17 protein-coding genes and 1 riboswitch are annotated in these 23530 nt (G+C 71.6%); of the genes, 6 read left to right on the top strand and 11 right to left on the bottom strand.

Going from position 1 to position 23530, the window contains the following annotated elements:
• Positions 1 to 24 precede the first annotated feature (24 nt).
• On the bottom strand, positions 25 to 432 hold the full coding sequence (locus tag JMF97_RS16520; protein ID WP_007465177.1) for a roadblock/LC7 domain-containing protein: 408 nt from the start codon (positions 430 to 432) through the stop codon (positions 25 to 27).
• A complete protein-coding gene (locus JMF97_RS16525; RefSeq protein ID WP_203222364.1) occupies positions 429 to 3590 on the bottom strand; it encodes a sensor histidine kinase in 3162 nt (1053 codons plus the stop codon). Before JMF97_RS16525 ends, JMF97_RS16520 begins: the two co-directional genes overlap by 4 nt.
• Before the next feature lie 448 nt (positions 3591 to 4038).
• Here JMF97_RS16525 and JMF97_RS16530 point away from each other — a divergent pair, with 448 nt between their 5' ends.
• A complete protein-coding gene (locus JMF97_RS16530) occupies positions 4039 to 5220 on the top strand; it encodes an ABC transporter substrate-binding protein (protein WP_203222456.1) in 1182 nt (393 codons plus the stop codon).
• A 224-nt stretch (positions 5221 to 5444) separates the two neighbouring features.
• Here JMF97_RS16530 and JMF97_RS16535 read toward each other — a convergent pair whose 3' ends face one another.
• Together JMF97_RS16535 and JMF97_RS16540 are read right to left on the bottom strand one after the other, a co-directional pair.
• Positions 5445 to 6302: an ABC transporter permease gene (locus JMF97_RS16535; RefSeq protein WP_126711230.1), complete on the bottom strand. Its 858-nt coding sequence runs from the start codon at positions 6300 to 6302 to the stop codon at positions 5445 to 5447.
• A gap of 90 nt (positions 6303 to 6392) precedes the next feature.
• A complete protein-coding gene (locus JMF97_RS16540) occupies positions 6393 to 7424 on the bottom strand; it encodes an ABC transporter substrate-binding protein (RefSeq protein WP_203222365.1) in 1032 nt (343 codons plus the stop codon).
• A 268-nt stretch (positions 7425 to 7692) separates the two neighbouring features.
• Between JMF97_RS16540 and JMF97_RS16545 the strand changes: the two genes are divergently transcribed.
• The 4 genes from JMF97_RS16545 to JMF97_RS16560 all read left to right on the top strand — a co-directional run bounded on the left by JMF97_RS16545 (position 7693) and on the right by JMF97_RS16560 (position 12351).
• Positions 7693 to 8478, top strand: coding sequence for an ABC transporter ATP-binding protein (locus JMF97_RS16545; RefSeq protein WP_203222366.1), 786 nt, complete (start codon positions 7693 to 7695; stop codon positions 8476 to 8478).
• 2 nt (positions 8479 to 8480) lie between these two features.
• Positions 8481 to 9431 carry an LLM class F420-dependent oxidoreductase gene (locus JMF97_RS16550; RefSeq protein WP_203222367.1) on the top strand — a complete coding sequence of 317 codons (951 nt, stop codon included), beginning with the start codon at positions 8481 to 8483 and terminating at the stop codon, positions 9429 to 9431.
• Positions 9428 to 9757 (top strand): cupin domain-containing protein, encoded by a 330-nt coding sequence (locus JMF97_RS16555; protein WP_013735913.1) that lies wholly within the window; start codon positions 9428 to 9430, stop codon positions 9755 to 9757. The genes JMF97_RS16550 and JMF97_RS16555 overlap by 4 nt, the downstream gene beginning before the upstream one ends.
• A 77-nt stretch (positions 9758 to 9834) precedes the next feature.
• Complete coding sequence (locus tag JMF97_RS16560) at positions 9835 to 12351, top strand: DUF2339 domain-containing protein (RefSeq protein ID WP_203222368.1); 2517 nt, start codon at positions 9835 to 9837, stop codon at positions 12349 to 12351.
• A 30-nt stretch (positions 12352 to 12381) separates the two neighbouring features.
• Here the strand turns inward: JMF97_RS16560 and thiC are convergent, their stop codons facing one another.
• The 7 genes from thiC to thiE all read right to left on the bottom strand — a co-directional run bounded on the left by thiC (position 12382) and on the right by thiE (position 18222).
• Complete coding sequence (gene thiC, locus JMF97_RS16565; protein ID WP_203222369.1) at positions 12382 to 13974, bottom strand: phosphomethylpyrimidine synthase ThiC; 1593 nt, start codon at positions 13972 to 13974, stop codon at positions 12382 to 12384.
• A gap of 14 nt (positions 13975 to 13988) precedes the next feature.
• On the bottom strand, positions 13989 to 14777 hold the full coding sequence (thiD, locus tag JMF97_RS16570; protein ID WP_126711232.1) for a bifunctional hydroxymethylpyrimidine kinase/phosphomethylpyrimidine kinase: 789 nt from the start codon (positions 14775 to 14777) through the stop codon (positions 13989 to 13991).
• Positions 14774 to 15481 carry a thiamine phosphate synthase gene (locus tag JMF97_RS16575; RefSeq protein ID WP_438803759.1) on the bottom strand — a complete coding sequence of 236 codons (708 nt, stop codon included), beginning with the start codon at positions 15479 to 15481 and terminating at the stop codon, positions 14774 to 14776. The genes thiD and JMF97_RS16575 overlap by 4 nt, the downstream gene beginning before the upstream one ends.
• Positions 15481 to 16260, bottom strand: coding sequence for a thiazole synthase (locus tag JMF97_RS16580; protein ID WP_043721948.1), 780 nt, complete (start codon positions 16258 to 16260; stop codon positions 15481 to 15483). Before JMF97_RS16580 ends, JMF97_RS16575 begins: the two co-directional genes overlap by 1 nt.
• A gap of 2 nt (positions 16261 to 16262) precedes the next feature.
• Entirely contained in the window at positions 16263 to 16463 is a 201-nt protein-coding gene (gene thiS, locus JMF97_RS16585) for a sulfur carrier protein ThiS (protein ID WP_013735919.1), read from the bottom strand.
• Positions 16454 to 17602 (bottom strand): glycine oxidase ThiO, encoded by a 1149-nt coding sequence (thiO, locus tag JMF97_RS16590; protein ID WP_412101259.1) that lies wholly within the window; start codon positions 17600 to 17602, stop codon positions 16454 to 16456. The genes thiS and thiO overlap by 10 nt, the downstream gene beginning before the upstream one ends.
• A complete protein-coding gene (gene thiE, locus JMF97_RS16595) occupies positions 17596 to 18222 on the bottom strand; it encodes a thiamine phosphate synthase (protein WP_203222371.1) in 627 nt (208 codons plus the stop codon). The genes thiO and thiE overlap by 7 nt, the downstream gene beginning before the upstream one ends.
• Positions 18217 to 18326: riboswitch (TPP riboswitch) on the bottom strand. (Overlaps the previous gene by 6 nt.)
• Positions 18327 to 18656: 330 nt before the next feature.
• Here thiE and JMF97_RS16600 point away from each other — a divergent pair.
• Positions 18657 to 23336, top strand: a complete 4680-nt coding sequence (locus JMF97_RS16600; protein ID WP_203222372.1) for a ThuA domain-containing protein — start codon at positions 18657 to 18659, stop codon at positions 23334 to 23336.
• The last annotated feature ends 194 nt before the right edge of the window (positions 23337 to 23530 follow it).

Raw genomic sequence — 23530 nt, forward strand, 5'->3', positions numbered from 1 at the left:
CCGTCCGCCGTCGCACCGTGCGCGCTATGACCGCACCGCGTCCCGGGGCAACGGCACCAGCGCCGCACCGACGCGCTCGACCAACAACGCCATCTCGTAACCCACCTGACCGACGTCGCAGCTGCGAGCCGCGAGCACCGCCATCGACGAACCGTCGCTGATCGACATCAGGAACAGGTAGCCGCTGTCCATCTCGATGACGGTCTGCAACACCCCGCCGGCGCTGAACATCCGCGCGGCGCCCTCGGTCAGGCTGACCACACCGGAGGTGATGGCGGCGAGCTGATCAGCCCGGTCACCCGGCAGGTCGCGGGAGGAGGCGAGCAGCAGCCCGTCCGCGGACACCGCCACCACGTGGGCGATGCCCGCCACGCTGTCGGCGAAGTTGGTGAGTAGCCAACCCATGTCCTGCATGGCCGCGGGCCTGTTCATCGGCTCGTCTCCTTGGTCGAGGTGCTGTTCTGAGTCGCGCCGGCCGTTCGGCCGCGCTGGACGCCGCGGTGGTAGGCCGACAGCAGACCGCGTACTTCGTCCGGCGTACGCCGACTGTGTTCCCGTCCGGTCCGGGGCTCGATCCCGCCGGGAACGAGCTGCGCCTGCGGCACCCGCTTCGGCAGGCCGGACCGGGTGGTACCGGCCGGGGTGGGCTCGGCGGCCTGGCTGGCGCGCGTCCAGCCCTCGTCGGCCGCGGTCCGCCAGGCGTCGTCGCCGGCAGCGGCGGACGGGGCGGCAGCCGGCGTCGGTGGCGCGGCCGGCGGGGGCGCCGCAGGCGGGGTACCGGTCGACGCAGCGGCCGAGATCGGGTACGACGGTGGCGACAGGGAGGCGTCGCCGGCAGCCGCACCCGGCGTACGGGTGGGCAGCGGAGTGCGCCCCTTGGTCGGCTCGACGGCCGGTGCCGACGGGCTGGCGGCCGGCGGGCCGGCGGTCGCGGTCGCGGGTGGCTCGTCGAACTGCGGCCGGCTGAAGATGGCCGTCACGTCGTTGCCGTGCGACCGGAACCAGACCGCCTCCATCTCGCGGAAGATCGGCGCCTCGGCCTGCGGCTCCGGCGGCGCGGTGATCGGTGCGCTGGCGACCGGAGCGGTCGCGGCCAGGCTGGCGCCCAGCCCACCGAACATCGGGGTGTCCTGGCCGCCGCCCGACCCCTGGCCCGCCGTCGGCGCGAACCCGCTCGGCGCCGCCGCCGGCGTGAAGCCGTTCGGAGCGGCGGGCGGCGTGAAGCCGTTCGGAGCGGCGGGCGCGAACCCGTTCGCGGTGCTGACCGGAGCACCGGCGACCGGGCCGGCCGGCAGCACGGGTGCGGCCGGCTGCGGATCGCCGGGGGCGTTCGCCGTCCGGTAGGACAGCGGGTCGATGGTCGGCGAGGCGACGGTGGGCGTACCGGCGTTGAACCCGCCGGCGTACGCCGGTGGGGACGTGTGCGCCGGTGGTGTGTGCTGCGGTGTCGGGTCGGCGCCGGGCCACGGCGTGGCGGCCGGTGCGCTGCGCCACCGGTCGCTGAGGGTGGCGGTGGTGCTGCGTCCCGCTCCGGCGAGCGGTTCACCGGCACCGGCCGGCGACTGCTCGACCGCGAGCGGCTGACGCGGGCGGTTGATCGCCTGGTCGCGGCCCCGAAGGCTCGGCAGGATCACCGTGGCGGCCGGCAGCGTGATCTGGGCGACGGTGCCACCCTCGACGTTGCGGCGCAGCTCGACCCGGATGCCGTAGCGGGCCGCGAGCCGGCTGACCACGGCCAGACCCATCAGCCGGAACGCCGCGACGTCCACGGCGGAAGGGGCGGCGAGTCGCTTGTTCAGCGAGTCCAGTTGCTCGTCGGTCAGGCCGAGACCACGGTCCTCGATCTGGATGAGCACGTAGTCGCGGATCCGCCGGCCGTCGGCCACCACCGTGGTGTTCGGCGGCGAGAAGCGGGTGGCGTTGTCGAGCAGTTCGGCCACCAACCGGACGACGTCGTTGACCGCGTGCGCGGCCACCGACACGTCGGTGTCGACAGTGCCGAACTCGATCCGGTTGTAGAGCTCCACCTCGGACTGCGCGGCCCGCAGCACGTCGACGAGCAACGCGTCGTCGCGACGCGGCACGGCGGAGTCGGCCCCGGCCAGCACCAGCAGGTTCTCGTCGTTGCGGCGCATTCGAGTGGCGAGGTGGTCGAGCTCGAAGAGCTGGGCGAGCCGCTTCGGGTCCTCCTCGCCGCGCTCGATCGCGTCGAGTTCGCCGATCATCCGGTCGACCAGCGTCTGACTGCGGCGGGCCAGGTTGAGGAACATCGCCGAGACGCTGCTCCGCAGGGCCGCCTGCTCGGCCGCGACCCGGACGGCCTCCCGGTGCACGACGTTGAACGCCGAGGCGACCTGGCCGACCTCGTCACGGTTGTTGAGCTGGATCGGGTCTCGTACCTCGCGGACGATCTCCTCGACGCTGCCGTCGCTGACGTTGCCCATCCCTTGCAGGCGGCGCACCGCCTCGGGCAGGTCGTGGTTGGCCACCGAGAGCGCACCCTCGCGGAGCCGACGCAGCGAGTGGTTGAGCGAGCGGGCCAGCACCACGGCCAGGGTCACCGCGATGACCAGGGTGAGCAGCACCAGCGTGGTCTCGACGATCGCCTGCCGGATGACGGCCGAGCGGGCCTGCTCGGTCTGGGCGAGGAGCCGGTTCTCCAGCTCGCCCTCGGCCCACCGCATCAGCTCGTGCACCGCGCCGATCGCCGCGGTGGCGTCCTGGGCGGAGACCGGCGAGCCGCGACCGACCGAGCGGGTGATGTCGGTGGCGATCCGGTCGGCCAGCACCACGGCGTCACCGGAGACGGTGCTCTCGACCAGCGCCCGCTGGGTCGGGTCGGCGGCCAACGAGAAGGCCAGCAGCGCTTCCTGTTGGCCGGTCAGGGTGGCCACGAACGCGGAGAACTGCTCGTTGTCGAGCCGGCCGTTGGTCAGTGCGGTGAACGCGACGGCCTCTTCCTCGGCCACGGCCGCCTTGGCGCGGGCGAAGGCGGCCACCGCGCGCCGGTTGTCGGCCAGGCTCTCCTCGCCCGGCAGCTGGGCCAGGCCGTCGCCGTAGCCGACCAGGTCGGCCAGGACGACGCCGTACCGCAAGGCGGCCTCGGCGACCTGCATCTGCTGGCGGTCGAGCACTTCCTGCCGGGTGCCGTCGAGGGTGTCCAGGTGCCGGTCGATGGCCGTCAGCCGGTCACGGACCGCGGCGGGGACGTCGCCGATCCGGGCTCGCTCCGCCCGGTACGCGTCGACCCGTTCCTGGGTCCGACGCACCCGCAGGTTGTACGCGTCGACCTGCTGCTGCGTCGAGGCCAGGTAGGCGGCAGCCGCCATCCGCTCGGCGTGCAGGTCGTTGGTCAAGGCGGAGATCTTCGTCGACAGGACGGTGAGCGAGCGAGCCTGGGACGCCTCGTACGCGCCTTCACCGACGGCGACCAGACGGACCGTGGCCAACGCGATGACCGCAGCCACCGGAACGACCAGGATCAACGCCAGCTTGGACCGGATCCGGGCATCGCGCAGCCGGGGCAGCCTGCGCCGTCGATCGTGCTCGGCATCGCCGCTGGCGGGCAGGGTCGTCGGTCCGGTGCTCACGACATCGCCTCCGTCGTTTTCTCCGCGCCTGACCCGTCGACCCGTAGTTGGAACGACGGCCGGCGCCACGCGCGGCACGGCCGCGATTTCATCAGACGAGATCGGGTTTGGGAAGCCGCAGTGAGGCAGGAAACGGTTGGTGGACACGCATCCTGTTGTCCGCTCAACTAATACCTACATTTCCACAGTGCCCTTGATCAGGGCATGTCACTCCAGAGTGGTCATTCATGTCGCCAGCGTGAGCATACGAAAACATCTGGTTACCCCAACATGTGGGATTGGTGTCCCGAAACGCTCCCCGGTGGCTCCGCTTGACCCCAGCGCCCGGCATTGGCAAGGTTTTGCAGGCTTCGCGCACACGGTACGGCAGACCTACCCAGAATATCCACTGAGGAGTGTGCTGCCGCCGGTGACCGGGCCCCGCCCGCGCCGCATCAGGAGGACCGAGTTGACCCCCTTCCGCTCCGCGACCGCCTTGGCGGCCGCATCAGCCATGCTGGCCACCACTCTCACCGGCTGCCAGTTCGGCGGACAGGAGCAGGACACCTCGCCGATCGTCATCGCCGCCGACCTGGAACTGTCCGGGGCGGCCGCCGGCGTCGGCAAGGCGTACCGGCAGGCACTGGAGTTGAAAGTCCAACAGCTGAATGACTCCGGCGCCCTGAACGGCAGGACTGTCGAACTGTTGTTGAAGGACAACCGCTCCGACGCCAGTGAGTCACTGCGCAACATCGCCGACTTCGGCAACGATAAACGCGTCAGCGCCATCATCATGGGCGGCTGCAACGAATGCGCGATCGGCGCGGCACGCACCATCAATGAGAAGCAGATCCCCACCGTCGCACTAGCGTCGGCCGGCGCAGTGGCCAATCCGGTCGCAGATCGACGCTACGTGTTCAAGTTGGCACCGAATGCTGCCGACAACGCCAGTGCTCTCACCGTCGAACTCGCCCGCCGGAAGGTCACCTCCGTCGGCTTGCTGCGCAGTGACGACGCCTACGGCCGGGAGGGCGCCGAAGCCCTGCGGGGCGAGTTCCGCAAGGCCGGCATCCAACTGACCGCCGAGGCGTCGCTGCGTACCACCGACACCGAGGTGGACCGGCAGGCCGGCACGCTCGCCGCAGCCGCCCCCGAGGCGTTGGTCATCTGGACCCCGCCGGAGCAGGCCATGCTCGCCGCCGGCGCGGTCAAGCAGGCCGGCTTCACCGGTCCGCTGTACTTCGACGCGTCCGCCGCGGGTGACCTCTTCCTCGGCGCGTCGGGCCGGGCCGCCGAGCGGGCGACGCTGGTCTTCACGCAGACGATGGTGATCGACGACGTCATCGCCACCACCCCCGCGAAGGCCGCGCGTCGCCAGTGGTTCCAGGACTACACCGCCCGCTTCGGCGGGTACCACGGTTCGTCGTCGTTCGCAGCGGACGCCGTGCAGCTCATCGTCGACGCCGAACTGCGCGCGGGTGGTCCCCCGGCGACCGTCGACCGGGAGGGGTTGCGCGACGTGCTGGAGACCTCGCAGATGGACGGGCTGTCCGGGCCGATCCGGATGACGCCGGACAACCACTCCGGGCTGATGCCGCAGGCGCTGACCACCCTGGTCGCCCGGAACGGCCGCTGGCGGTTGGCCAGCTGAGTCCTCCGTCTTTGTTGTGAACTCGGTGGGGTGTGGCCCCAGCACAACCGGCTTCGGGCGGTCAGGCTTGATCCCTGCGCCGGTTGTGCTGGGGCCACACCTGCGTCCGTCGAAGGGTGACGGACGCGGTCAGCTTGGTGGGGGTCTCTGTCCTGGGTTGCGGTCCGTGAGGGAGTGCCTGGTCCCTGGCTGGGCTGTCGCCGGTCAGCTGAGGACTGGGTGGGTCAGCGGCTGGAGGTGGTTTCGCGGAGCCAGGGCAGGCTGAAGCGCTCGATGAGCACCAGCGCGGCGTAGAGCAGAATGCTGACCAGGGCGATCAGGATGATCGCGGCCCACGCCGTGGCGGTGTCGCCGACGCCGGCGTACTGCTGGATCACGTAGCCCAGGCCGCCTTCGCCGGCCTGGAACTCGCCGATCACCGCGCCGATCGCGGCCAGCGGCATGGCCACCTTGAGCCCGACGAAGATCTGCGGCAGAGCGGCCGGGAAGCGGATCTTCCGGAACGACTGCCAGCGGGAAGCGTTGTACGACCGGACCAGCTCGGCCAGTTCGGCCGGCGTGGTGGTCAGACCGGTCGCGGTGGACAGCACGATCGGGAAGAAGCAGAGCAGGAACACCATGGTCAGGATCGGCTTCTGACCCCAACCGAGCGCCACCACCAGCAGCGGGCCCAACGTGATCTTCGGCACTGCGTTGACGGCCACCAGCAGTGGGGTGAACATCCGCTCGACCGTCCGCGAGGCGGCCAAAGCCAGGCCGATCAGCACTCCCGCCGCCGCGGAGAGCGCGAAGCCGACCAGGATCGCGCGGGTGGTGACGGCGGTGTGCTCCAGCAGTCGGTCCGGCCGCTCGAGGAACGCCGACAGCACGCTGCCCGGCGGCGGCAGGGCGGCCGGATGGACCAGCTCCAGCCGGGCGACCAGCCACCAGAGACCGAACGCGACAAGCAGACCAACGGCCGGCAGCAACGCCGCGACGGTGGCGAGCCGCAGGTCACCGGCGCGCACTCGTCGGCCGCGCGGTACGGCATGGAGCGGCTCGGGCACGCTCCCCGCCGTCTGGCGAGGGCGGACGTCGGTCATTGGATCCTCCTACGTTTGTGGTTCGGTGCCGAGGCGGGTACGTCGCACCGGACAACCGGTGCGGCGTACCCGCCGTCGACGTGGTGGGGCTCAGGCCTTGGGGGCGAGGTTGAAGTCGATGACCTGCTCGGGGGTCAGGTCGGACTTCAGCGCACCCGCACCGCGCAGGATCGCGATGCTCTTGGCGACCCGGCCACTGTCCAGCGTGCCCAGAGCGGTGCCGGAGTTGCTGGAGCGGACGTACCCCGCCATCAGCTGAAGCTCGGCGGCGGCCGCAACGGGGTTCACCGCCTCGGCGTTCTTGGCCAGGATGTCGGCCGCCTCCTGCGGGTTGGCCAGGGCGTACTCAAGGCCCTTGAGCAGCGCTGCGGTGAACCGCTTGACCGACTCCGGCTTGTCAGCGGCGTACTGCTTGGAGGTGATCAGCACGTTGCCGTAGAGGTCCTGCATCACGTTGCTGTACGGCAGCAGGACCGCCTTCTTTTTGGTCACCGCCTCGATGGTCGGCTGACCGACGACGAACTGGCCGATGCCGTCCACCGAGCCGGCGGCGAGCGTGCCCATCAGGGTCTGCGCCTCACCGTTGACCCAGGTCACCTTCTCGTAGTCGATGCCGGCCATCCGCGCGTACGTCGGGAAGAGGTTGCGCACGACGGAGCCCGGGGTGTCGGCGAGCTTCTTGCCCTCGAGGTCCTTGGGGGTGTTGATCCCCGTGCCCTCGACGGTGGCGATGGCGGCCATGGTGCGCTGCTGGATCGCCGCGACCGCGATGAAGTCCTTGGCCTCGCCGTTGCCGAGCTGGAGCAGGCCACCGGTCAGGTCGATCGGGCCGAACTGCGCCTGGCCGCCGACGATCGTCTGGATCACGGCGTTGGTGCCCTGGCCGGGCTTGATGTCTACCTCAAAGCCGGCTTCCTTGAAGTAGCCCTTCTCCTTCGCCACCCACGCGTAGGAGTCGCGCCCGAAGTTGCCGAACGAGGTGAGGTAGGTCACCTGTTCCAGGGCCGCGCCTCCGCCGCTGTTGGTGTCGTCGGTGTCGTCCGAGCCGCTGCTGCACGCGGCGACGAGGGCGAGCGCGGTGGCCATGGTGGCCGCGGCGACCGTACGGGTCAGCCTCTTCATCAGTGCACCTTGTCCTTTCCAACCGGGGCGTCGGGCCGCCGGGAGGGAGTGTGTCGGGCGGCGCCGGCAGCCGGAAGGGGAGCCGACACCGCGCATCGAGGGGATTCTGCGCGGGCACAGCGTACGAGAGGTCCACCTTTGTGCCGCCAGGCGTATCGGGTTGCGGTACGGAAACAAAGTCATGTCCACCCCGGACGGTGCTTTTCGGGACGAGGCCGGTTAGCCTGTGGCGGATTCCTGATCAACCACTCAGCGGAGGCCCCCGGAGATGATCCGTCTGTCCGAGGTGTCCCGCACGTTCGACGGCCGCACCGGCCGGGTCGAAGCGCTGCGCGGCATCGACCTCGACGTGGGCGAGGGCGAGTTCGTCGCCGTCCTCGGCCGATCCGGGTGTGGCAAGTCCACTCTGCTGCGACTGATCGCCGGGCTGATCCCGGTCAGCTCCGGTGAGATCACTGTGGGCGGTACGCCGATCACCAAGCCGCGCCAGGACATCGCCATGCTGTTCCAGCGCCCGGCCCTGCTGCCGTGGCGGACCGTACTGGACAACGTCCTGCTGCCGGTGGAGGTCTTCGGCTGGAAGCGGGCCGACCACCGGGAGCGGGCCCGGGAACTGCTCGACGTCGCCGGTCTGGCCGGCTTCGAGAAGCGGCTGCCGCACGAGCTCTCCGGTGGCATGCAGCAGCGGGTGTCGCTGTGCCGGTCGTTGATCGGCAACCCCCGGGTGATGTTGATGGACGAGCCCTTCTCCGCCCTCGACGCGCTCACCCGGGAGGAGCTGTCCGGGGAACTCCAGCGGGTGCACATGAGCAGCCGGGCGACCGTCGTCTTCGTCACCCACTCCATCGACGAAGCCGTCCTGCTCGCCGACCGGGTGGTGGTGCTCAGCCCGCGTCCGGGCCGGGTTCGCAAGATCGTCGAGGTGAACATCCCCCGCCCGCGTACGCTCGGCCGCAACGCCCACCTGGCGGAGGTCGCCCAGGTCAGCGCCGACCTACACGAGCTGCTGATGGAGCGCGACCAACCGGTGGCCGCCGGCCCCGAAGGGCGATGAGGATGCGGGTCACCGTCTTCACCGAGCCGCACCGGGGCGCCAGCTACGACGACCAGCTCCGCTTCGCCCGGCTCGCCGAGGACTGCGGGTTCGAAGGCTTCTTCCGCGCCGACCACTACCAGGCGATGGGCGATGAGCCGGCCCTGCCCGGCCCGACCGACGCCTGGCTGACGCTGGCCGCGCTCGCCCGGGAGACCAGCCGGATCCGGCTCGGCACCCTGGTCACCTCGGCCACCTTCCGGCTGCCCGGGCCGTTGGCCGTGATGGTCTCTCAGGTGGACCAGATGAGCGGCGGCCGGGTCGAGCTGGGCATCGGCGCCGGCTGGTACGCCCGCGAGCACATCTCGTACGGCATTCCGTTTCCCTCGGTCACCGAACGTTTCGACCGGTTCGCGGAGCAGCTGGAAGTGATCAGCGGGCTGTGGGCCACCCCGTCGGGCGAGAGCTTCAGCCACGCCGGGAAGCACTACCAGCTCACCGACGCCCCCGCGCTGCCGAAGCCGGTGCAGACCCCGGGCCCGCCGATCATCGTCGGCGGGCGTGGTCCCCGGCGTACCCCCGAACTGGCCGCCCGGTACGCCGACGAGTTCAACGTTCCGTTCACCAGCCTTGAGCAGACCGCTGAAGCGTACGAGCGGGCCCGGCAGGCGAGCGAGCGGATCGGCCGCGCCGACAGCGGACGTGCCCCGCTGGTGCTCTCGGCGGGCATCGTGGTGGCGGTCGGGCGTACCGACGCGGAGGCCGCCCGGCGGGCCGCGCCCCTGCACGTCAAGAGCGCCCTGCCGCCCGAAGACGCGGTGATCGGCTCGCCGCAGCAACTGGTCGACCGGATCGGCGAGTTCGCGGCGATCGGCACCCAGCGGGTGCACCTGCGCCTGATCGACCTCACCGACCTCGACCACCTGGAGCTCATCGCCAGCGAGGTGCTCCCCCGACTGGAGGCGACCCGATGACCGGCAACTCCCCCGCCACCCCGGCGACCGACCAGGATCTCGTGCTCGGCCCGGTGGGCCAGGAGATCGTCCTGGAGAACGACCGGGTACGGGTCTGGCACATCCGGCTGGAGCCGGGCGAGCAGCAGCCGCTGCACCGCCACGACCACCCCTACCTGGTGGTGGCCGTACAGGGTGCGAAGAACGTGATCCAGACCGTCGACGGCGTGCGGATCGACGCGGACGAGCCGACCGGTGGGGTGGTCTACCGCGACCCCGGCGCGGTGCACATGCTGACCAATGTCGGCGACACGACATACCTGGCCCGGCTGGTCGAACTCAAATAGACCTACCGCAAGCAGGTCGGACGGCGTTCACGGCGCGCCGGTGGCGATCGGTGGCAACGGACCGTAACGTGCCGGACATGGCCAATCGGACCTTGAGCCGCCTACTGCTCACGGCGTTCGGCGTCAGCCTGCTGGCCGGAGCCGGTCAGCTTGGCCTCGCCTTCGGCTTCGGCATCGTCCGGCTCACCGGCGCCTTCAGCGGCGCCACCGTCAACCAGTGGCCGGCCCAGCTCGTCTGGGTCGGCTGGTTCGCGGCGAACGCCGCCGTGATCGGCGCCGTACTCACCGAGCGGACGGCCCGGCAGGACCGCCAGCTCACCGGCACCGGCCGGCAACTGGCGGTCGCCGGCAGCGCCGCGCTCGGTGCCACGGTCGTGGCACCGTTGTGCATGCAACCGGCCCGCAACGCCGAGCTCATCTCCGTCGATCCGGTCTGGGCCGTGGCCATCTGCGCCGTCCTCGGTGCGATCGTCGGCGCGGGTGCCGCGCTGGCCGTACTCGTCAGGCCACCGTTCGCCTGGAACATGGCCGCCGTCGCCGGGGCCGTGTGGCTGATCGCGCTGCTGTCGGTCGTACCGTCACTGGGTGCCAGCGGGCCGCTGACCCCGGTCCGCCTCGGTGTGCTGGAGCCGGTGTGGTTCTCCGCCGACACGGCGCAGCGGTTGGCCCTGCTGGTCCTGCCGATGACGACCCTGTTGGCCGGCGTCGCCGGCGGGTGGGCGGCTCGGTGGCGCGGGCACCCGCCCCTGGTCAGCGGGCCGAGCGGGGTGGCCGGGCCGGTGCTGGTGGCCTTCGCCTACCTGGCCGCCGGGCCGGGCGACTCGGCCGACCGCTATCAGCTCGCCCCGTACTACGGCGCCCTGATCGCGATCGCCGTCGGCGCGCTCGGCTCGACCGCTGCCGCCCTGCTGCCCTGGCCGCTCACCGGCCGCTCCCGTCCCGACACCCAGGCCATCGAGCCGACCGCGATTCTCCAGCCGCTACCCCCGACCCCGGCCCTGCCCACCTCGCCGAGCCGTCCGACCGGGCAGCAACCGGCGGACCCGCCCCCGCACTGGCAGTGGCCGGACCAGCGGACGAGTTCCCTCCCCACGGCCGCCGGGGCGGCACCCACCCGCCCCGACACACCGTCGCTCAGCGCACCGGCTTCCTCCGGCCCCGCCGAGCACACCACCGTCGGCGCGGAGGACACCAGCCCAGCCGCGACCGAAAAGTCCGTCGACGCACCGCCGACAACGGCAGGTGCCGGGCTCGACGCCCAGGAGTTGTCGGCAGCTGACGACCGACACCCCGCCCCGGCACCCACCGGCCGCACGTCGGCGGCGGCGGCACCCGCGCCAGCGGACGCCGCCACGACGACCGGCGAGCCCCTGCGGCCCGATGCCCCCGCGTCTGCGGAGACCCCTGCCACGCCGGATGACGCCGAGTTGGCGGTCGACCCGGCACCGGTGGGAGACGGCAGCGACATCCCCCGCGCCGGGCGGACCGCCAGGTCACCGCGGGCAGCGGCCCGGCCTTCGACTCCCGGCCCAGCTTCGCCCTCAGACCCGACCTCGGGCCAGGCTCCGACCCCAGGCCAGGCTTCGCCTTCAGACCCGGCTCCGGCCTCGGGCCCGCTCGCGGACCCGGCATCGGCGGGCAAGACGCCCACGCCCCGGCGGACGCGCAAACCCCGGACCAGCACGACGGCCGTGGGCTCGGCGCAACCGTCCGAGGACGGGCAAGCTCCCGCGCCGACCCTGCACCAGCCAGCCCACGTCGTTCCTGACGCCAACCTGGCCGTACCCGACACCGCCCCGCCCGCCGACACCCGGTCCGCCACCGCTGAGCCCGCCGCCGACACCCAGCCTGCCGCCGCCCCGCCCGCCGCCGACACCCAGCCCGTCGCCCACACCACTGGCTCACCCTGGCCGACCGGTGGCACCGGCGGGAGCGCCGCCACCGTGCGACCTGAGCCGACACCGCGCCCCCGGCACCGCCTGTCGTTGCCCGAACTGAACGCGGCGGCGTCCTGGAACGCCTTCGCGCCGACCCGGCCGGCCGATCCGCAGCCGGGCGACGAGAAGACCGGTGCTGCCCAGGAGGGTCCTGCTGCCGGTGGTCCGACCGCCGTCGAGCCGCCGACGCCGATCGGTCGCGGCGGAACCGACCCCGCGCCGCCCACCGGGCCGGCAGCGGCACCCACCGGTCCGGCGGCAACCTCGCCCGCCGGGCTCGATCCCGCTTCGCCTGCGGGGCTCGACCCGGTGACCACCGCACGGGAGGTCTCGGCCGCCTTCGCCGCCGCGCCGAGTCTCTCCAGCGACCCGGCCGCCACCGCCCGCGACCTCTCCGCCGCCTTCACCAAGCCGCCCGCTGTCGCCCCGGAGGACGTCCAGCCGAGCGGCGAACGCGACAAGGGCCTCCGCGGCCTGTTCCGGCGCGGCAAGCCCCGCCCGGACAACACCGAGGGCGGCGAGGAGCCGCTGCCGGCCCAGGACGAGGAGTACGTGGACTGGGTGACCGGGCTCGGCCGGCCGGTGGCCGACGACGAACCCGAACCGAAGAAGTCCCGTCGCTCGCTGCGCTCGACCGGCCGGCACCACCGGGACTGACGGTGCCCCGCCTGCCGAGCGCGCGGCAGGTCAGGCCAGCGGCAGGTAGACCCGCCCGCCGGCGGCGAGGAACTCGTCGGACTTGTCCTTCATGCCCCGGGCGGCGTACTCCTTGAGGTCCTGGGTGATCTTCATGGAGCAGAACTTCGGGCCGCACATCGAGCAGAAGTGGGCCGTCTTCGCCGGTTCGGCCGGCAGCGTCGCATCGTGGTACGACCGCGCGGTCTCCGGGTCCAGCGAGAGGTTGAACTGGTCCTCCCAGCGGAACTCGAACCGTGCCTTGGACAGCGCGTCGTCCCAGGCCTGTGCGCCCGGGTGCCCCTTGGCCAGGTCCGCCGCGTGGGCCGCGATCTTGTACGCGATCACGCCCGCCTTCACGTCGTCGCGGTCCGGCAGCCCCAGGTGCTCCTTCGGGGTCACGTAGCAGAGCATCGCGGTACCGAACATGCCGATCATCGCGGCCCCGATGGCCGAGGTGATGTGGTCGTACGCGGGCGCGATGTCGGTGGTCAGCGGGCCGAGCGTGTAGAAGGGCGCCTCGTGGCACCACTCCTGCTGCAGGTCCACGTTCTCCTTGATCTTGTGCATCGGCACATGACCCGGACCCTCGATCATCACCTGTACGTCGTACTCCCAGGCGATCTTCGTCAGCTCACCCAGCGTGCGCAGCTCGGCGAACTGCGCCTCGTCGTTGGCATCCGCGATCGAGCCGGGCCGCAGCCCGTCGCCGAGGGAGAAGGTGACGTCGTAGCGGGCCAGGACCTCGCAGAGTTCCCGGAAATGGGTGTAGAGGAAGTTCTCCTCGTGGTGCGCCAGGCACCAGGCCGCCATGATCGACCCGCCGCGCGAGACGATGCCGGTCACCCGGTTCACCGCCAGCGGCACGTACGGCAGCAGCACCCCGGCGTGCACGGTCATGTAGTCCACGCCCTGCTCGGCCTGCTCGATCACGGTGTCCCGGAACACCTCCCAGCTCAGCTTGACCGGGTCACCGCCGACCTTCTCCAGCGCCTGGTAGATCGGTACCGTGCCGATCGGCACCGGCGAGTTGCGGACGATCGCCTCGCGGGTCTCGTGGATCCGCTTGCCGGTGGACAGGTCCATCACCGTGTCCGCGCCCCACCGGGTCGCCCAGGTCAGCTTCTCCACCTCCTCGGCCACCGACGAACTCACCGCCGAGGTGCCGATGTTGGCGTTGACCTTGACCAGGAACGCCTTGCCGATGATGGCCGGCTCGCACTCCGGGTGGTTGACGTTGAGCGGCAGCACCGCCCGCCCGGCCGCGATCTCGTCCCGGACGAACTCCGGCGACATGCCCTCCCGGATCGCCACGAACTCCATCTCCGGCGTGACCACCCCGGCCCGGGCGTACGCGAGCTGGGTCGGCCGTTTCCCGTCCGCCCCGGCCAACGGTGTGCCCGGTCCGCGTACCGGGGCGACATCTCCCCGCTCGGCGATCCACGGCCCGCGCAGCGCGGGCAGCCCGACCTGCGGATCGGAGCCCGGACCGGAGGTGTCGTAGAGCCGCACCGGTGGGTTGTCCCCGGTCAGCTCCACCTCCGCGAACGGCACCCGGATCTCCGGCCGCGATCCCTCGACGTACACCTTGCGCCGTACCTGCATGACAACCTCCCTGCTCAGGCGGACCAGCCGAAGTGGTCCAACGGGCCGCGTCCCGCGCCCAACTCCCAGGCCCGTGCGCCGGTCAGCGCGCGGGTCACGTACTCCTTGGCGGTGGCGACCGCCACCGGCACCGAATCGCCCATCGCCAGCCGCACCGCGGTCGCCGCCGAGAACGAACACCCGGTCCCGTGGCTGTGCCGAGTCGGCACCCGGGGGGCCCGCAGCACCGTCGTCCCGTCCGGGCCGTGCAGCACGTCCAGCGCCTCGCCGCCGGTGTCGACGTCCCCGCCGGTCACGATCACCCACTCCGGCCCGCCGGACGCCAGGGCGCGGGCGGCCGTCGTCATCTCCGCCAGATCCGTCACCGCAGCGCCGGTGAGCGCCGCGGCCTCCGCGCTGTTCGGGGTCGCCACCCGGGCGTACGGCAACAGCCGCTCCACCGCCGCCACCACGCCGAGCCGGTGCCCGCTGGTGGCCACCAGCACCGGATCGACGACGAGCTGCGGCAGTCGCCCGGCCGCCGCGGCGTCGGCGATCGCCCCCGCCACCGCCGGCGTACCGAGCATCCCGGTCTTGACCGCCCGTACCGCGAAGTCGGACAGCACGCTGTCGAGCTGGTCGGTGACCGTCTGCGGGGGCAGCGGCAGGACGGCGTCCACGCCTCGGGTGTTCTGCGCGGTCACCGCGGTGATCACGCTGGTGCCGTAGGCGCCGAGCGCGGCGAAGACCTTCAGGTCGGCCTGGATGCCGGCGCCGCCGCCGGAGTCCGAGCCGGCCACGGTGAGCACGGTCGTCGGGGTCATCTGTCTTCCTCGATGGTGAGGCCCCGCGACTGCCCGATGGCCGCCGCGAAGGCGCTGGTCAGTTCGGCTGCGGTCTGTCGGGGGTCGGCGGACCGCATGACGGCACCGAGCAAGGCGACGCCGACCGCGCCCGCCTGCACGCAGGCGCGTACCTGGGCCGGTGTCTCGATGCCGCCGAGGGCCAGCACCGGTACCGGACTCAGGCGGATCAACGCGGCCAGTCCCGCCGACCGCAACGGTGGCCCGTACCCGGGTTTGGTGCTGGTCGGATAGACCGGCGAGATAAAGGCGTAGTCCTCGGTGCGCAGCCGGCGCAGTTCCGCCTCGTCGTGGCAGGACCGGCCGACCAGGTCGGCGCTCGACGGTCGACCGGGGTCGGCCGCCGACAGATGCAGAGCCACCCGGCCGTCACCACCTGCGCCCCTGCCCCTTTGCTCTGCTTCGGTGTCCAGCAGGGGGTCGGGTCCGGCGACGATGAGGGTGCCGCCGGCCTCGGCCAGGATCGGCCGCAGCTCGGCGGCGAGGGCCGACCGTTCGACGCGGGGCAGATCCTTCTCGCGCAGCACCACCCAGCGCACGCCCCCGGCCACGGCCGCCGCCACCACGTCGACCAACGGCCTCCGGGCCAGCCGCCGGTCGGTCAGCACCACGACCCCCGAGACGGTCGGGGAACCCGACAGGCCGCCATCGCCAGGGTGCGGGATCACAGGTCGGGGCGACCTTCGTCGGGGGTGGAGGCGAGGGCGTGGAAACGGCGGGGGATGCGGCCGGCACCGGCGGCGAGACGACCGGCGGTGATCGCGTGGCGCATCGCGGTGGCCATCGCCACCGGATCGGCGGCCCGGGTCACCGCGCTGGCCAGCAGCACCGCGTCGCAGCCCAACTCCATGGCCAGCGCCGCGTCGGAGGCGGTACCGATCCCGGCGTCCAGGATCACCGGCACGTCGACGCTCTGCCGGATCAGCCGGATGTGGTGCGGGTTGGACACCCCGAGCCCCGACCCGATCGGCGAGCCGGCCGGCATCACCGCCGCGCAGCCCACGTCGGCGAGCCGGCGGGCCAGGATCGGATCATCCGAGGTGTACGGCAGCACGGTGAACCCGTCGGCGACGAGTTCCTCGGCGGCGCGCAGCAGTTCCACCCCGTCGGGCAGCAGCGTGCGCTCGTCACCGATCACCTCCAGTTTGACCCAGTCGGTGTCGAACGCGTCCCTCGCCAGGTGCGCCACCTTCACCGCCTCCCCGGCGGTGTAGCAGCCGGCCGTGTTCGGCAGCAGCCGTACCCCGCACCGGTCCAGCAGATCCAGCAGACCGCCCGAGCCACCGGGGACGGTGTCCACCCGGCGCAGGGCGAGGGTGACCAGCTCGGTGCCGGAGGCCCGGATCGCCTGCTCCAGCACGTGCAGGTTCGCCGCCCCACCGGTACCGAGAATCAGCCGTGACCCGAACCGGGTACCGCCGATCTCGAAGCCGTCGGAGTCCATGGTCACCCGCCCTGCGCGGCGCTGAGCACCTCGACCCGGTCGCCACCGCGCAGCGCCGTCGCCGGCCAGCCGGTACGCGGCACGACCTCACCGTTCACCGCCACCGCCACCCCGCGCTGCTGCGGGGTGACCTGCCGAACCAGGTCGGCGACCGTGGCACCGTCGGGCACGTCCCGCTCGACACCGTTCACCGTCAACTCCACAGGTCCTCCTCCTTGCTGTCCGGGTGGAACCGGTCGGCCCGAAACGGGGTGAGCAGCGGGTCGTCCGTCCCCTCTCCGGTGATCAGGCCGGTGATCAGGTCCGCGGTGACCGGGGTGAGCACGATCCCGTGCCGGTGGTGGCCGGTGGCCGCCAGCACGTCCGGTCGGCTCGGGAGCGGCCCGAGGATCGGCGCGTTGTCCGGGGTGCCCGGACGCAGCCCGGCGATCGTCTCCACCAGGTCGTACTCGGCCAGCTCGGGCATCAGGTCCACGGCGGCCCGCAGCAGCCGCAGCACCGCACCGGCGGAGACCGCCACGTCGGTGCGTTCCTCGACGGTCGCGCCGACGACCACCTCACCGCACTCGCGCGGGACCAGGTAGACGTGCTCGCCGTCGGCGTACCCCCGGATGACGTGCCGGAAGCCCGGCGGACCGCCGTCGGGGGTGCGTAGCCGCAGCACCTGGCCCTTCACCGGGCGGACCGGCAGCCCGGTGAGGGCGGCGGCGCCGCAGCCGGCGGCGACCACGGTCACCCCGCCCGACGGCTCGGACAGCTGCCTGACCGGTTCGGTGACCAGCACCGCGCCGGCCCGCGCGGCGGCGAGGCGCAGCGCCGGCACCAGGCGCCGCGGATCGACCTGGTGGTCGGTGGCGGCAAGCGCGCCGCCGCGGACCCGCGGCGCCAGCGCCGGTTCGCGCTCCCGCAGCTGGGAGGGGCGCAGCAAGCTCACCGGCAGACCCAGCCCCTGCTGGTACGACCACAGTCGACGCGCCTCGGCCAGGTCGTCGGCGGTGAGCCCGACCATCAGGGTGCCCTCGGTCCGGTATCCGATGTCGACCCCGGTCGCCTCGGTCAGCTCGGCGGCGAAGCCCGGCCAGCGTCGGGCGGATTCGGTGAGCAGCCCGGTCAACTCGTCTTCGCCGAAGTACGCCTCGGCCACCGGCGCCAGCATGCCCGCAGCAACGTGCGAGGCACCCGAGCCCGGCGCCGGATCGTGCACCACGACGCGCAGCCCGCGTGCCGCGCACCGCCACGCGATCGCCAACCCGATCGGCCCCGCCCCCACCACCGTCACCTGCGGTGCAAGGAAGGGACCCTTGTTAACGCCTCCGGTAGAGGAAGGGCCCCTTGTTAACACGCCAGCGCGTCCATGAACGCGGCTGCGGCGTGGGCGGGGTCGGCGGCTCCGGAGAGCGCGCCGACCACCGCCACCCCGTACACGCCGGCGGACCGCAACACAGGCACGTCCTCCGCCGTCACTCCCCCGATGGCGATCACCGGCACCGTGACCGCCTCGACCACCGCCCGGACGCCCGCCACGCCGATCGCCGGCGGCAGGCCGTCCTTGGTGGTGGTGGCGTGGCAGGGGCCCACGCCCAGATAGCTTGCTCCGGCGGCGACCGCCTCGGCCGCCGCCACCGGCTCGCGCGCGGTGGCGCCCAGCACCGCATCCGGGCCGAGCACCCGCCGGGCCGTCGCCACCGGCAGGTCGTCGGCACCGACGTGGCCGCCGGACGCGCCCGCCGCCAACGCCACATGCAACCGGTCGTTGACCAGGCAGGTGACCCCGTACGGGCGGCAGAGCACCAGCACCTGCCGGGTCAGCTCGTACGCCTCGCGGTCGGTGGTGCTGTCCTCGACCCGGACCTGGACGACCAGTTCGGTGTGGGCCACCGGCAGGGCGGCAGCGAGCACGGCGAGCGCATCCCGCCCGGGTCGGGTGTCGGTGATCAGATGCAGTCGTCCGAGGGACGGCACGGCAACTCTCCTCCCTGCGCCGGCATTACCCGGATCAGGTTCGACGGTCGGGGGCTGGCAGCCCCCCTCTCAGCCCGGTACACCGGGCTCCCGTGGGTTCGTTGGGTGTCACCGTACGTTGTTTCGGCTGTGCCGCCAACCCCCGTGCTGCTGCACGAGCCGGGCCGGAGGCAGCCGCGTCAATCCGACGCGCCGGGACCCGGCGACCGGAAAAGACCCCGATATGCAGCGACTCATGCCAATTCCTCAGGCCCTCGTTACCGATCTGTTACATCAATGAGTCTTGCCCGACACCGATCGACGAACACAAATTGAGTGATCGGCTCAGTTCCTCGGCAGCCAGACCCTCACCGTCAGGTACGAGCGCTCGGACCGAACCGGAGTAGTCACCGCCGCCCGCTCCGACCCGTCCCACACGGAAAGAGGAGACTTTCGTGCCCCGAAGCCGCCGTCGACGAGCAACGCTCGGCCCACTGACCGTCGCGCTACTCGCCCTCGTACTCGTGCTGGCCGGTGCGCCGGCTCCGATCACCGGCCCCGCAGCCGCCCAGGCCGCGGGCCGTACCGCTGCCGCTGCCGCCGCTGACCCGTACTCCGTCCTGGTGTTCTCCAAGACCGCCGGGTTCCGCCACGACTCGATCCCGGCGGGCATCCGGGCGATCCAACAACTCGGTACCGCGAACAATTTCACAGTCGTCACCACAGAGGACGGCGGTGCCTTCACCGACACCAACCTGGCCCGGTTCAAGGCGGTCATCTGGTTGTCGACCACCGGAGACGTGCTCAACGCCAGCCAGCAGTCGGCCTTCGAGCGCTACATCCGCGCCGGTGGTGGATACGTCGGCGTGCACGCCGCCTCCGACACCGAGTACGACTGGGCCTGGTACGGCCAGCTGGTCGGCGCGTACTTCAACAGCCACCCGGCGAACCAGACGGCGACCGTGAAGGTCGAGGACTACGCGCACGAGTCGACCCGGCACCTGCCGGAGCGGTGGTCCCGGTACGACGAGTGGTACAACTTCCGCACCAACCCCCGTGCCCGTCAGGTGCAGGTGCTGGCCTCGCTCGACGAGCGCAGCTACAGCCCCGGCAGCGGGGCGATGGGGCACGACCACCCGATCGCCTGGTGCCAGGGCTACGACGGTGGCCGGTCCTGGTACACCGGCGGTGGGCACACCCAGGAGTCCTTCTCCGACGCGGCCTTCCTGCAACACCTGCTCGGCGGCATCCAGACCGCGGCCGGGGTGGTGCACTCCGACTGCGGCGCCGGCCGGGCCGCCAGCTTCGAGAAGGTGACGCTGGACAGCAACACCAGCAACCCGATGGAGCTGGACATCGCGCCCGACGGGCGGGTCTTCTACATCGAGCGCGACGGCCGCGTGCAGATCATCAAGCCGGACACCGGCCAGACCGTCACCGCACTGCGGTTGAGCGTCTTCGCCGGCAACGAGGACGGCCTGCTCGGCATCCGACTCGACCCCAACTTCGCCAGCAACGGATGGGTCTGGCTCTACTACGCCCCGAGCGCGGGCGGGTCCCGCAACTACCTGTCCCGGTTCACCGTCACCGGTGACACGATCAGCGCGTCGAGCGAACGGGTCGTGCTGGAGGTGCCCACGCAGCGCAACACCTGCTGCCACATGGGCGGGACGATGACCTTCGACTCGGCCGGCAACCTCTACCTGGCCACCGGGGACAACACCAACCCTTTCGAGTCCAGTGGCTACAGCCCGTTGGACGAGCGTTCCGGGCGAGCGGACTACGACGCGCAGCGCACCGCCGGTAACACCAACGACCTGCGCGGCAAGGTGCTCCGGATCCGGCCGCAGGCCGACGGGACGTACACCATCCCGAGCGGGAACCTGTTCGCCCCGGGCACCGCGCAGACCAGGCCGGAGATCTACGCGATGGGTCTGCGCAACCCGTTCCGGATCGGCATCGACCCGGTGACCAACGTGCTCTACGTCGCCGACTACGGCCCGGACGCCACCACCACCAACTCCAACCGGGGCCCGGAGGGCCTGGTCGAGTGGAACATCGTCGACCGGCCCGGCAACTTCGGCTGGCCGTACTGCCATGGCAACAACCAGGCGTACAACGACTACCAGTTCCCGTCCGGCCCGAGCGGGGCGAAGTTCAACTGTTCCGCGCCGGTGAACAACTCCCCCAACAACACCGGTCTGACCAACCTGCCGGCGGCCATCCCGGCCACTGTCGACTACGGCTACGGCGGCAACAGCCGCTTCCCGGAGATCGGCGGCGGCGGAGCGCCCATGGCCGGTCCCGTCTACCGGTTCGACCCGACCGTCTCGTCCCGCCGCCAGTGGCCGGCGTACTTCGACGGCAAGTCGATCTTCGGCGAGTGGAACCAGTCGCGGATGTACACCATGCAGGTCAGCAAGGACGGCAAGACGCTTGTCGACATCAACCGGATCCTCGACCAGATGACCTTCGTCCGGCCGATGGACATGGAGTTCGGCCCCGACGGCGCGTTGTACCTGATCGAGTGGGGCAGCGGCTTCGGCGGCAACAACGACAACTCCGGGGTCTACCGGATCGACTACACCGCCGGTGCCCGCGCCCCGATCGCGGTCGCCTCGGCGAACCCGACCTCGGGGGCGCCCCCGCTGGCGGTGAGCTTCTCCAGCGCCGGTTCCCGTGACCCGGACGGCGGGGCACTGACCTACGCCTGGACGTTCGGCGACGGTGGCACCTCCACCCAGGCCAACCCGACCCACACGTACACCCGGTCCGGCAGTTACACCGCGCAGCTTCGGGTCACCAACCCGGCGGGGCGGACCGCGGTGGCGAACGTGCCGATCACCGTCGGCAACACGGCACCGACGGTCACCATCGAGTTCCCGCCGGACGGCGGCTTCTTCGCCTGGGGTGACCAGGTCGCGTACACCATCAGCGTCACCGACCCGGAGGACGGCACGATCGACTGTGCCGACGTCGAACTCCAGGTCCTGCTCGGTCACGACGAGCACGCCCACCCGCTGGAGCGGCACACCGGCTGCACCGGCACGGTGCAGACCCAGCTCGCCGACGGCCACGGCGCGGACGCCAACGTCTTCACCGTGCTGGAGGCGACCTACACCGACAAGGGCGGCTCCGACGGGGCCGAGCCGCAGACCGGCCGGGCGCTGAAGATCCTCCAGCCCAAGCGCAAGGAGGCCGAGTACTTCTCGGCCACCGGCCGGGTGGCGGGTGCCACCGGCGGCGGCACCGCCGGGGTGGAGAAGGAGACCACCGGTGACACCGCCGGCGGCGGGCAGAACATCGGTTGGATCGAGGACGGCGACTGGTGGTCGGTGAGCCCGGCCAGCCTGACCGGCGTCACGTCGATCCAGTTCCGGGTCGCCTCGGCCACCTCCGGCGGCCGGATCGAGGTACGCGCCGGTGCCGCGGACGGGCCACTGATCACCACCGCCACCGTGGCGGGCACCGAAGGTTGGCAGACGTACACCGACGTCACCGCACAGATTCCCAACGGCGCCTCCTCGGAGGGCGGCGTGTACTTCGTCGCCCGGGACCCCAACCGGGGCACCGGAACCCTGTTCAACGTCAACTGGATGGACTTCGTCGGCCCCGGGGTGAGCGGCAACGCCCCACCGACGGTCACCGCCACGGGCACCCCGACCAGCGGGACCGCGCCCCTGGCCGTGACCTTCACCGGTACGGCGACCGACCCGGACGGGGACACCCCGCTGACGTACGCCTGGGACTTCGGCAACGGTGCAACGGCGACCACGCTCAACGCCACCGCCACGTACACCACGCCGGGCAACTACACCGCCACCCTGACGGTCACCGACAGCCGGGGCGCGCGGGCGCAGGCCACGGTGCCGATCCGGGTCGACGGGACCGGGGGTAACGAGCCCTGCCAGGTGCAGCAGGGGCCACTACGGTCCGACGAGTTCACCGGCACCTCGCTGGATCGTCAGCGGTGGAGCGGTGTGGTGCGGGACAACCAGTCGCTCTCGGTCTCCGGGGGTGCGCTGCGCCTGCCCACCGCCGCAGGTGACCTGTACGGCACCCGCAACGACGCGACGAACCTGGTGCTCCAGCCCGCACCCAGCGGGGCCTGGCAGGCGACCACCCGGGTCACCGTCGCGACCCGGGCCGACTACCAGCAGGCCGGCCTGATCCTCTACGGCAACGACGACAACTACGCCAAGCTGGACCTGGTCTACGGCGGCAACCGCAAGGTGGAGTTCATCCGGGAAACCTCCGGGACGCCGCGCAACGACAGCGCGGACGCCACCGCCGCTCCCACCGGTGACACCATCCAGCTGCGACTGACCAGCGACGGGACGAACCTGACCGCGGCCTACTCGACCGACGGGCAGACCTTCACCCCGGTCGGCCGGTCCGCCGCCCTGGCCGGGATCACCAACCCGCGGATCGGCCTGTTCGCCCTCAACGGCGGCACCACCGCGCCGGTGGTGAACGCCGAGTTCGACTGGTTCCGGATCACCCCGGAGGCCACCACCGGCACGAGCACCGCGCCGTCGGACGAGTTCACCGGCAGCACCCTGGAAAAGTGCCGGTGGAACGCCATCGTGCGGGAGGACGCGACCCGGTACCGGATCACCGACGGCGCGTTGCGCATCGACGTGCCGAACGGTGACATCTACGGCACCAGCAACACCGGTCCGACCAACTTCATCCTGCAGAACAGTCCGGCCGGGAACTGGACGGTCCAGACCCGGGTCGACGGCAGCCTGTTCAACGAGCAGTACCAGCAGGCAGGTCTGCTGGTGTACGCCGACGACGACAACTACCTGAAGTTCGACTACGTCACGGACAACACGGCAGGTCAGGCGGTTTCGCGGCGGATCGAGTTCCGCAGCGAGGTCGGCGGGGTGGTACAGAGCACCCAACCGCAGGCGACCGGCCTGACGCAGGGGATCTGGCATCTGCGGCTGGCTCGCAGCGGCAGCACCTACACCGCCGCGTACTCGGCGGATGGCACGAGTTGGACGACCCTGGGCTCGTTGACGAGCACCGCGGTCGGCACGACCCCGAAGGTGGGCCTGTTCACCCTCGGCGCCAACCAGACCGCCTCGAAGACGGCGGCGTTCGACTACTTCCGGCTCACGCCCGGGTAGCCGACGGCTGGGGGCCGGCCCGTACCTCCACCCGGAGGTACGGGCCGGCCGCTCTGTGTCGGAGATACGGCGTTTGAAGCGACCTGACCAGGAATGTCACGCGCAGTTACCGAAACGTTATCCATCGAAGTGTTGCCATAAACCGTTTCAGCGGGGCTAATTTGTTCAGCGAATCGACATAATGCTGGAACGGA

Origin of the sequence: Micromonospora fiedleri, assembly GCF_016774385.1 — a bacterium.
GTDB classification, from domain to species: Bacteria; Actinomycetota; Actinomycetes; order Mycobacteriales; family Micromonosporaceae; genus Micromonospora; species Micromonospora gifhornensis.

Coding starts and splice junctions, on each gene's coding strand:
- thiD (WP_126711232.1), bottom strand. CDS start 14,777: ATGACCCCGACGACCGTGCTCACCGTGGCCGGCTCGGACTCCGGCGGC.
- JMF97_RS16555 (WP_013735913.1), top strand. CDS start 9,428: ATGACCGGCAACTCCCCCGCCACCCCGGCGACCGACCAGGATCTCGTG.
- JMF97_RS16540 (WP_203222365.1), bottom strand. CDS start 7,424: ATGAAGAGGCTGACCCGTACGGTCGCCGCGGCCACCATGGCCACCGCG.
- JMF97_RS16580 (WP_043721948.1), bottom strand. CDS start 16,260: ATGGACTCCGACGGCTTCGAGATCGGCGGTACCCGGTTCGGGTCACGG.
- thiC (WP_203222369.1), bottom strand. CDS start 13,974: ATGCAGGTACGGCGCAAGGTGTACGTCGAGGGATCGCGGCCGGAGATC.
- JMF97_RS16545 (WP_203222366.1), top strand. CDS start 7,693: ATGATCCGTCTGTCCGAGGTGTCCCGCACGTTCGACGGCCGCACCGGC.
- JMF97_RS16560 (WP_203222368.1), top strand. CDS start 9,835: ATGGCCAATCGGACCTTGAGCCGCCTACTGCTCACGGCGTTCGGCGTC.
- JMF97_RS16535 (WP_126711230.1), bottom strand. CDS start 6,302: ATGACCGACGTCCGCCCTCGCCAGACGGCGGGGAGCGTGCCCGAGCCG.
- JMF97_RS16520 (WP_007465177.1), bottom strand. CDS start 432: ATGAACAGGCCCGCGGCCATGCAGGACATGGGTTGGCTACTCACCAAC.
- JMF97_RS16550 (WP_203222367.1), top strand. CDS start 8,481: ATGCGGGTCACCGTCTTCACCGAGCCGCACCGGGGCGCCAGCTACGAC.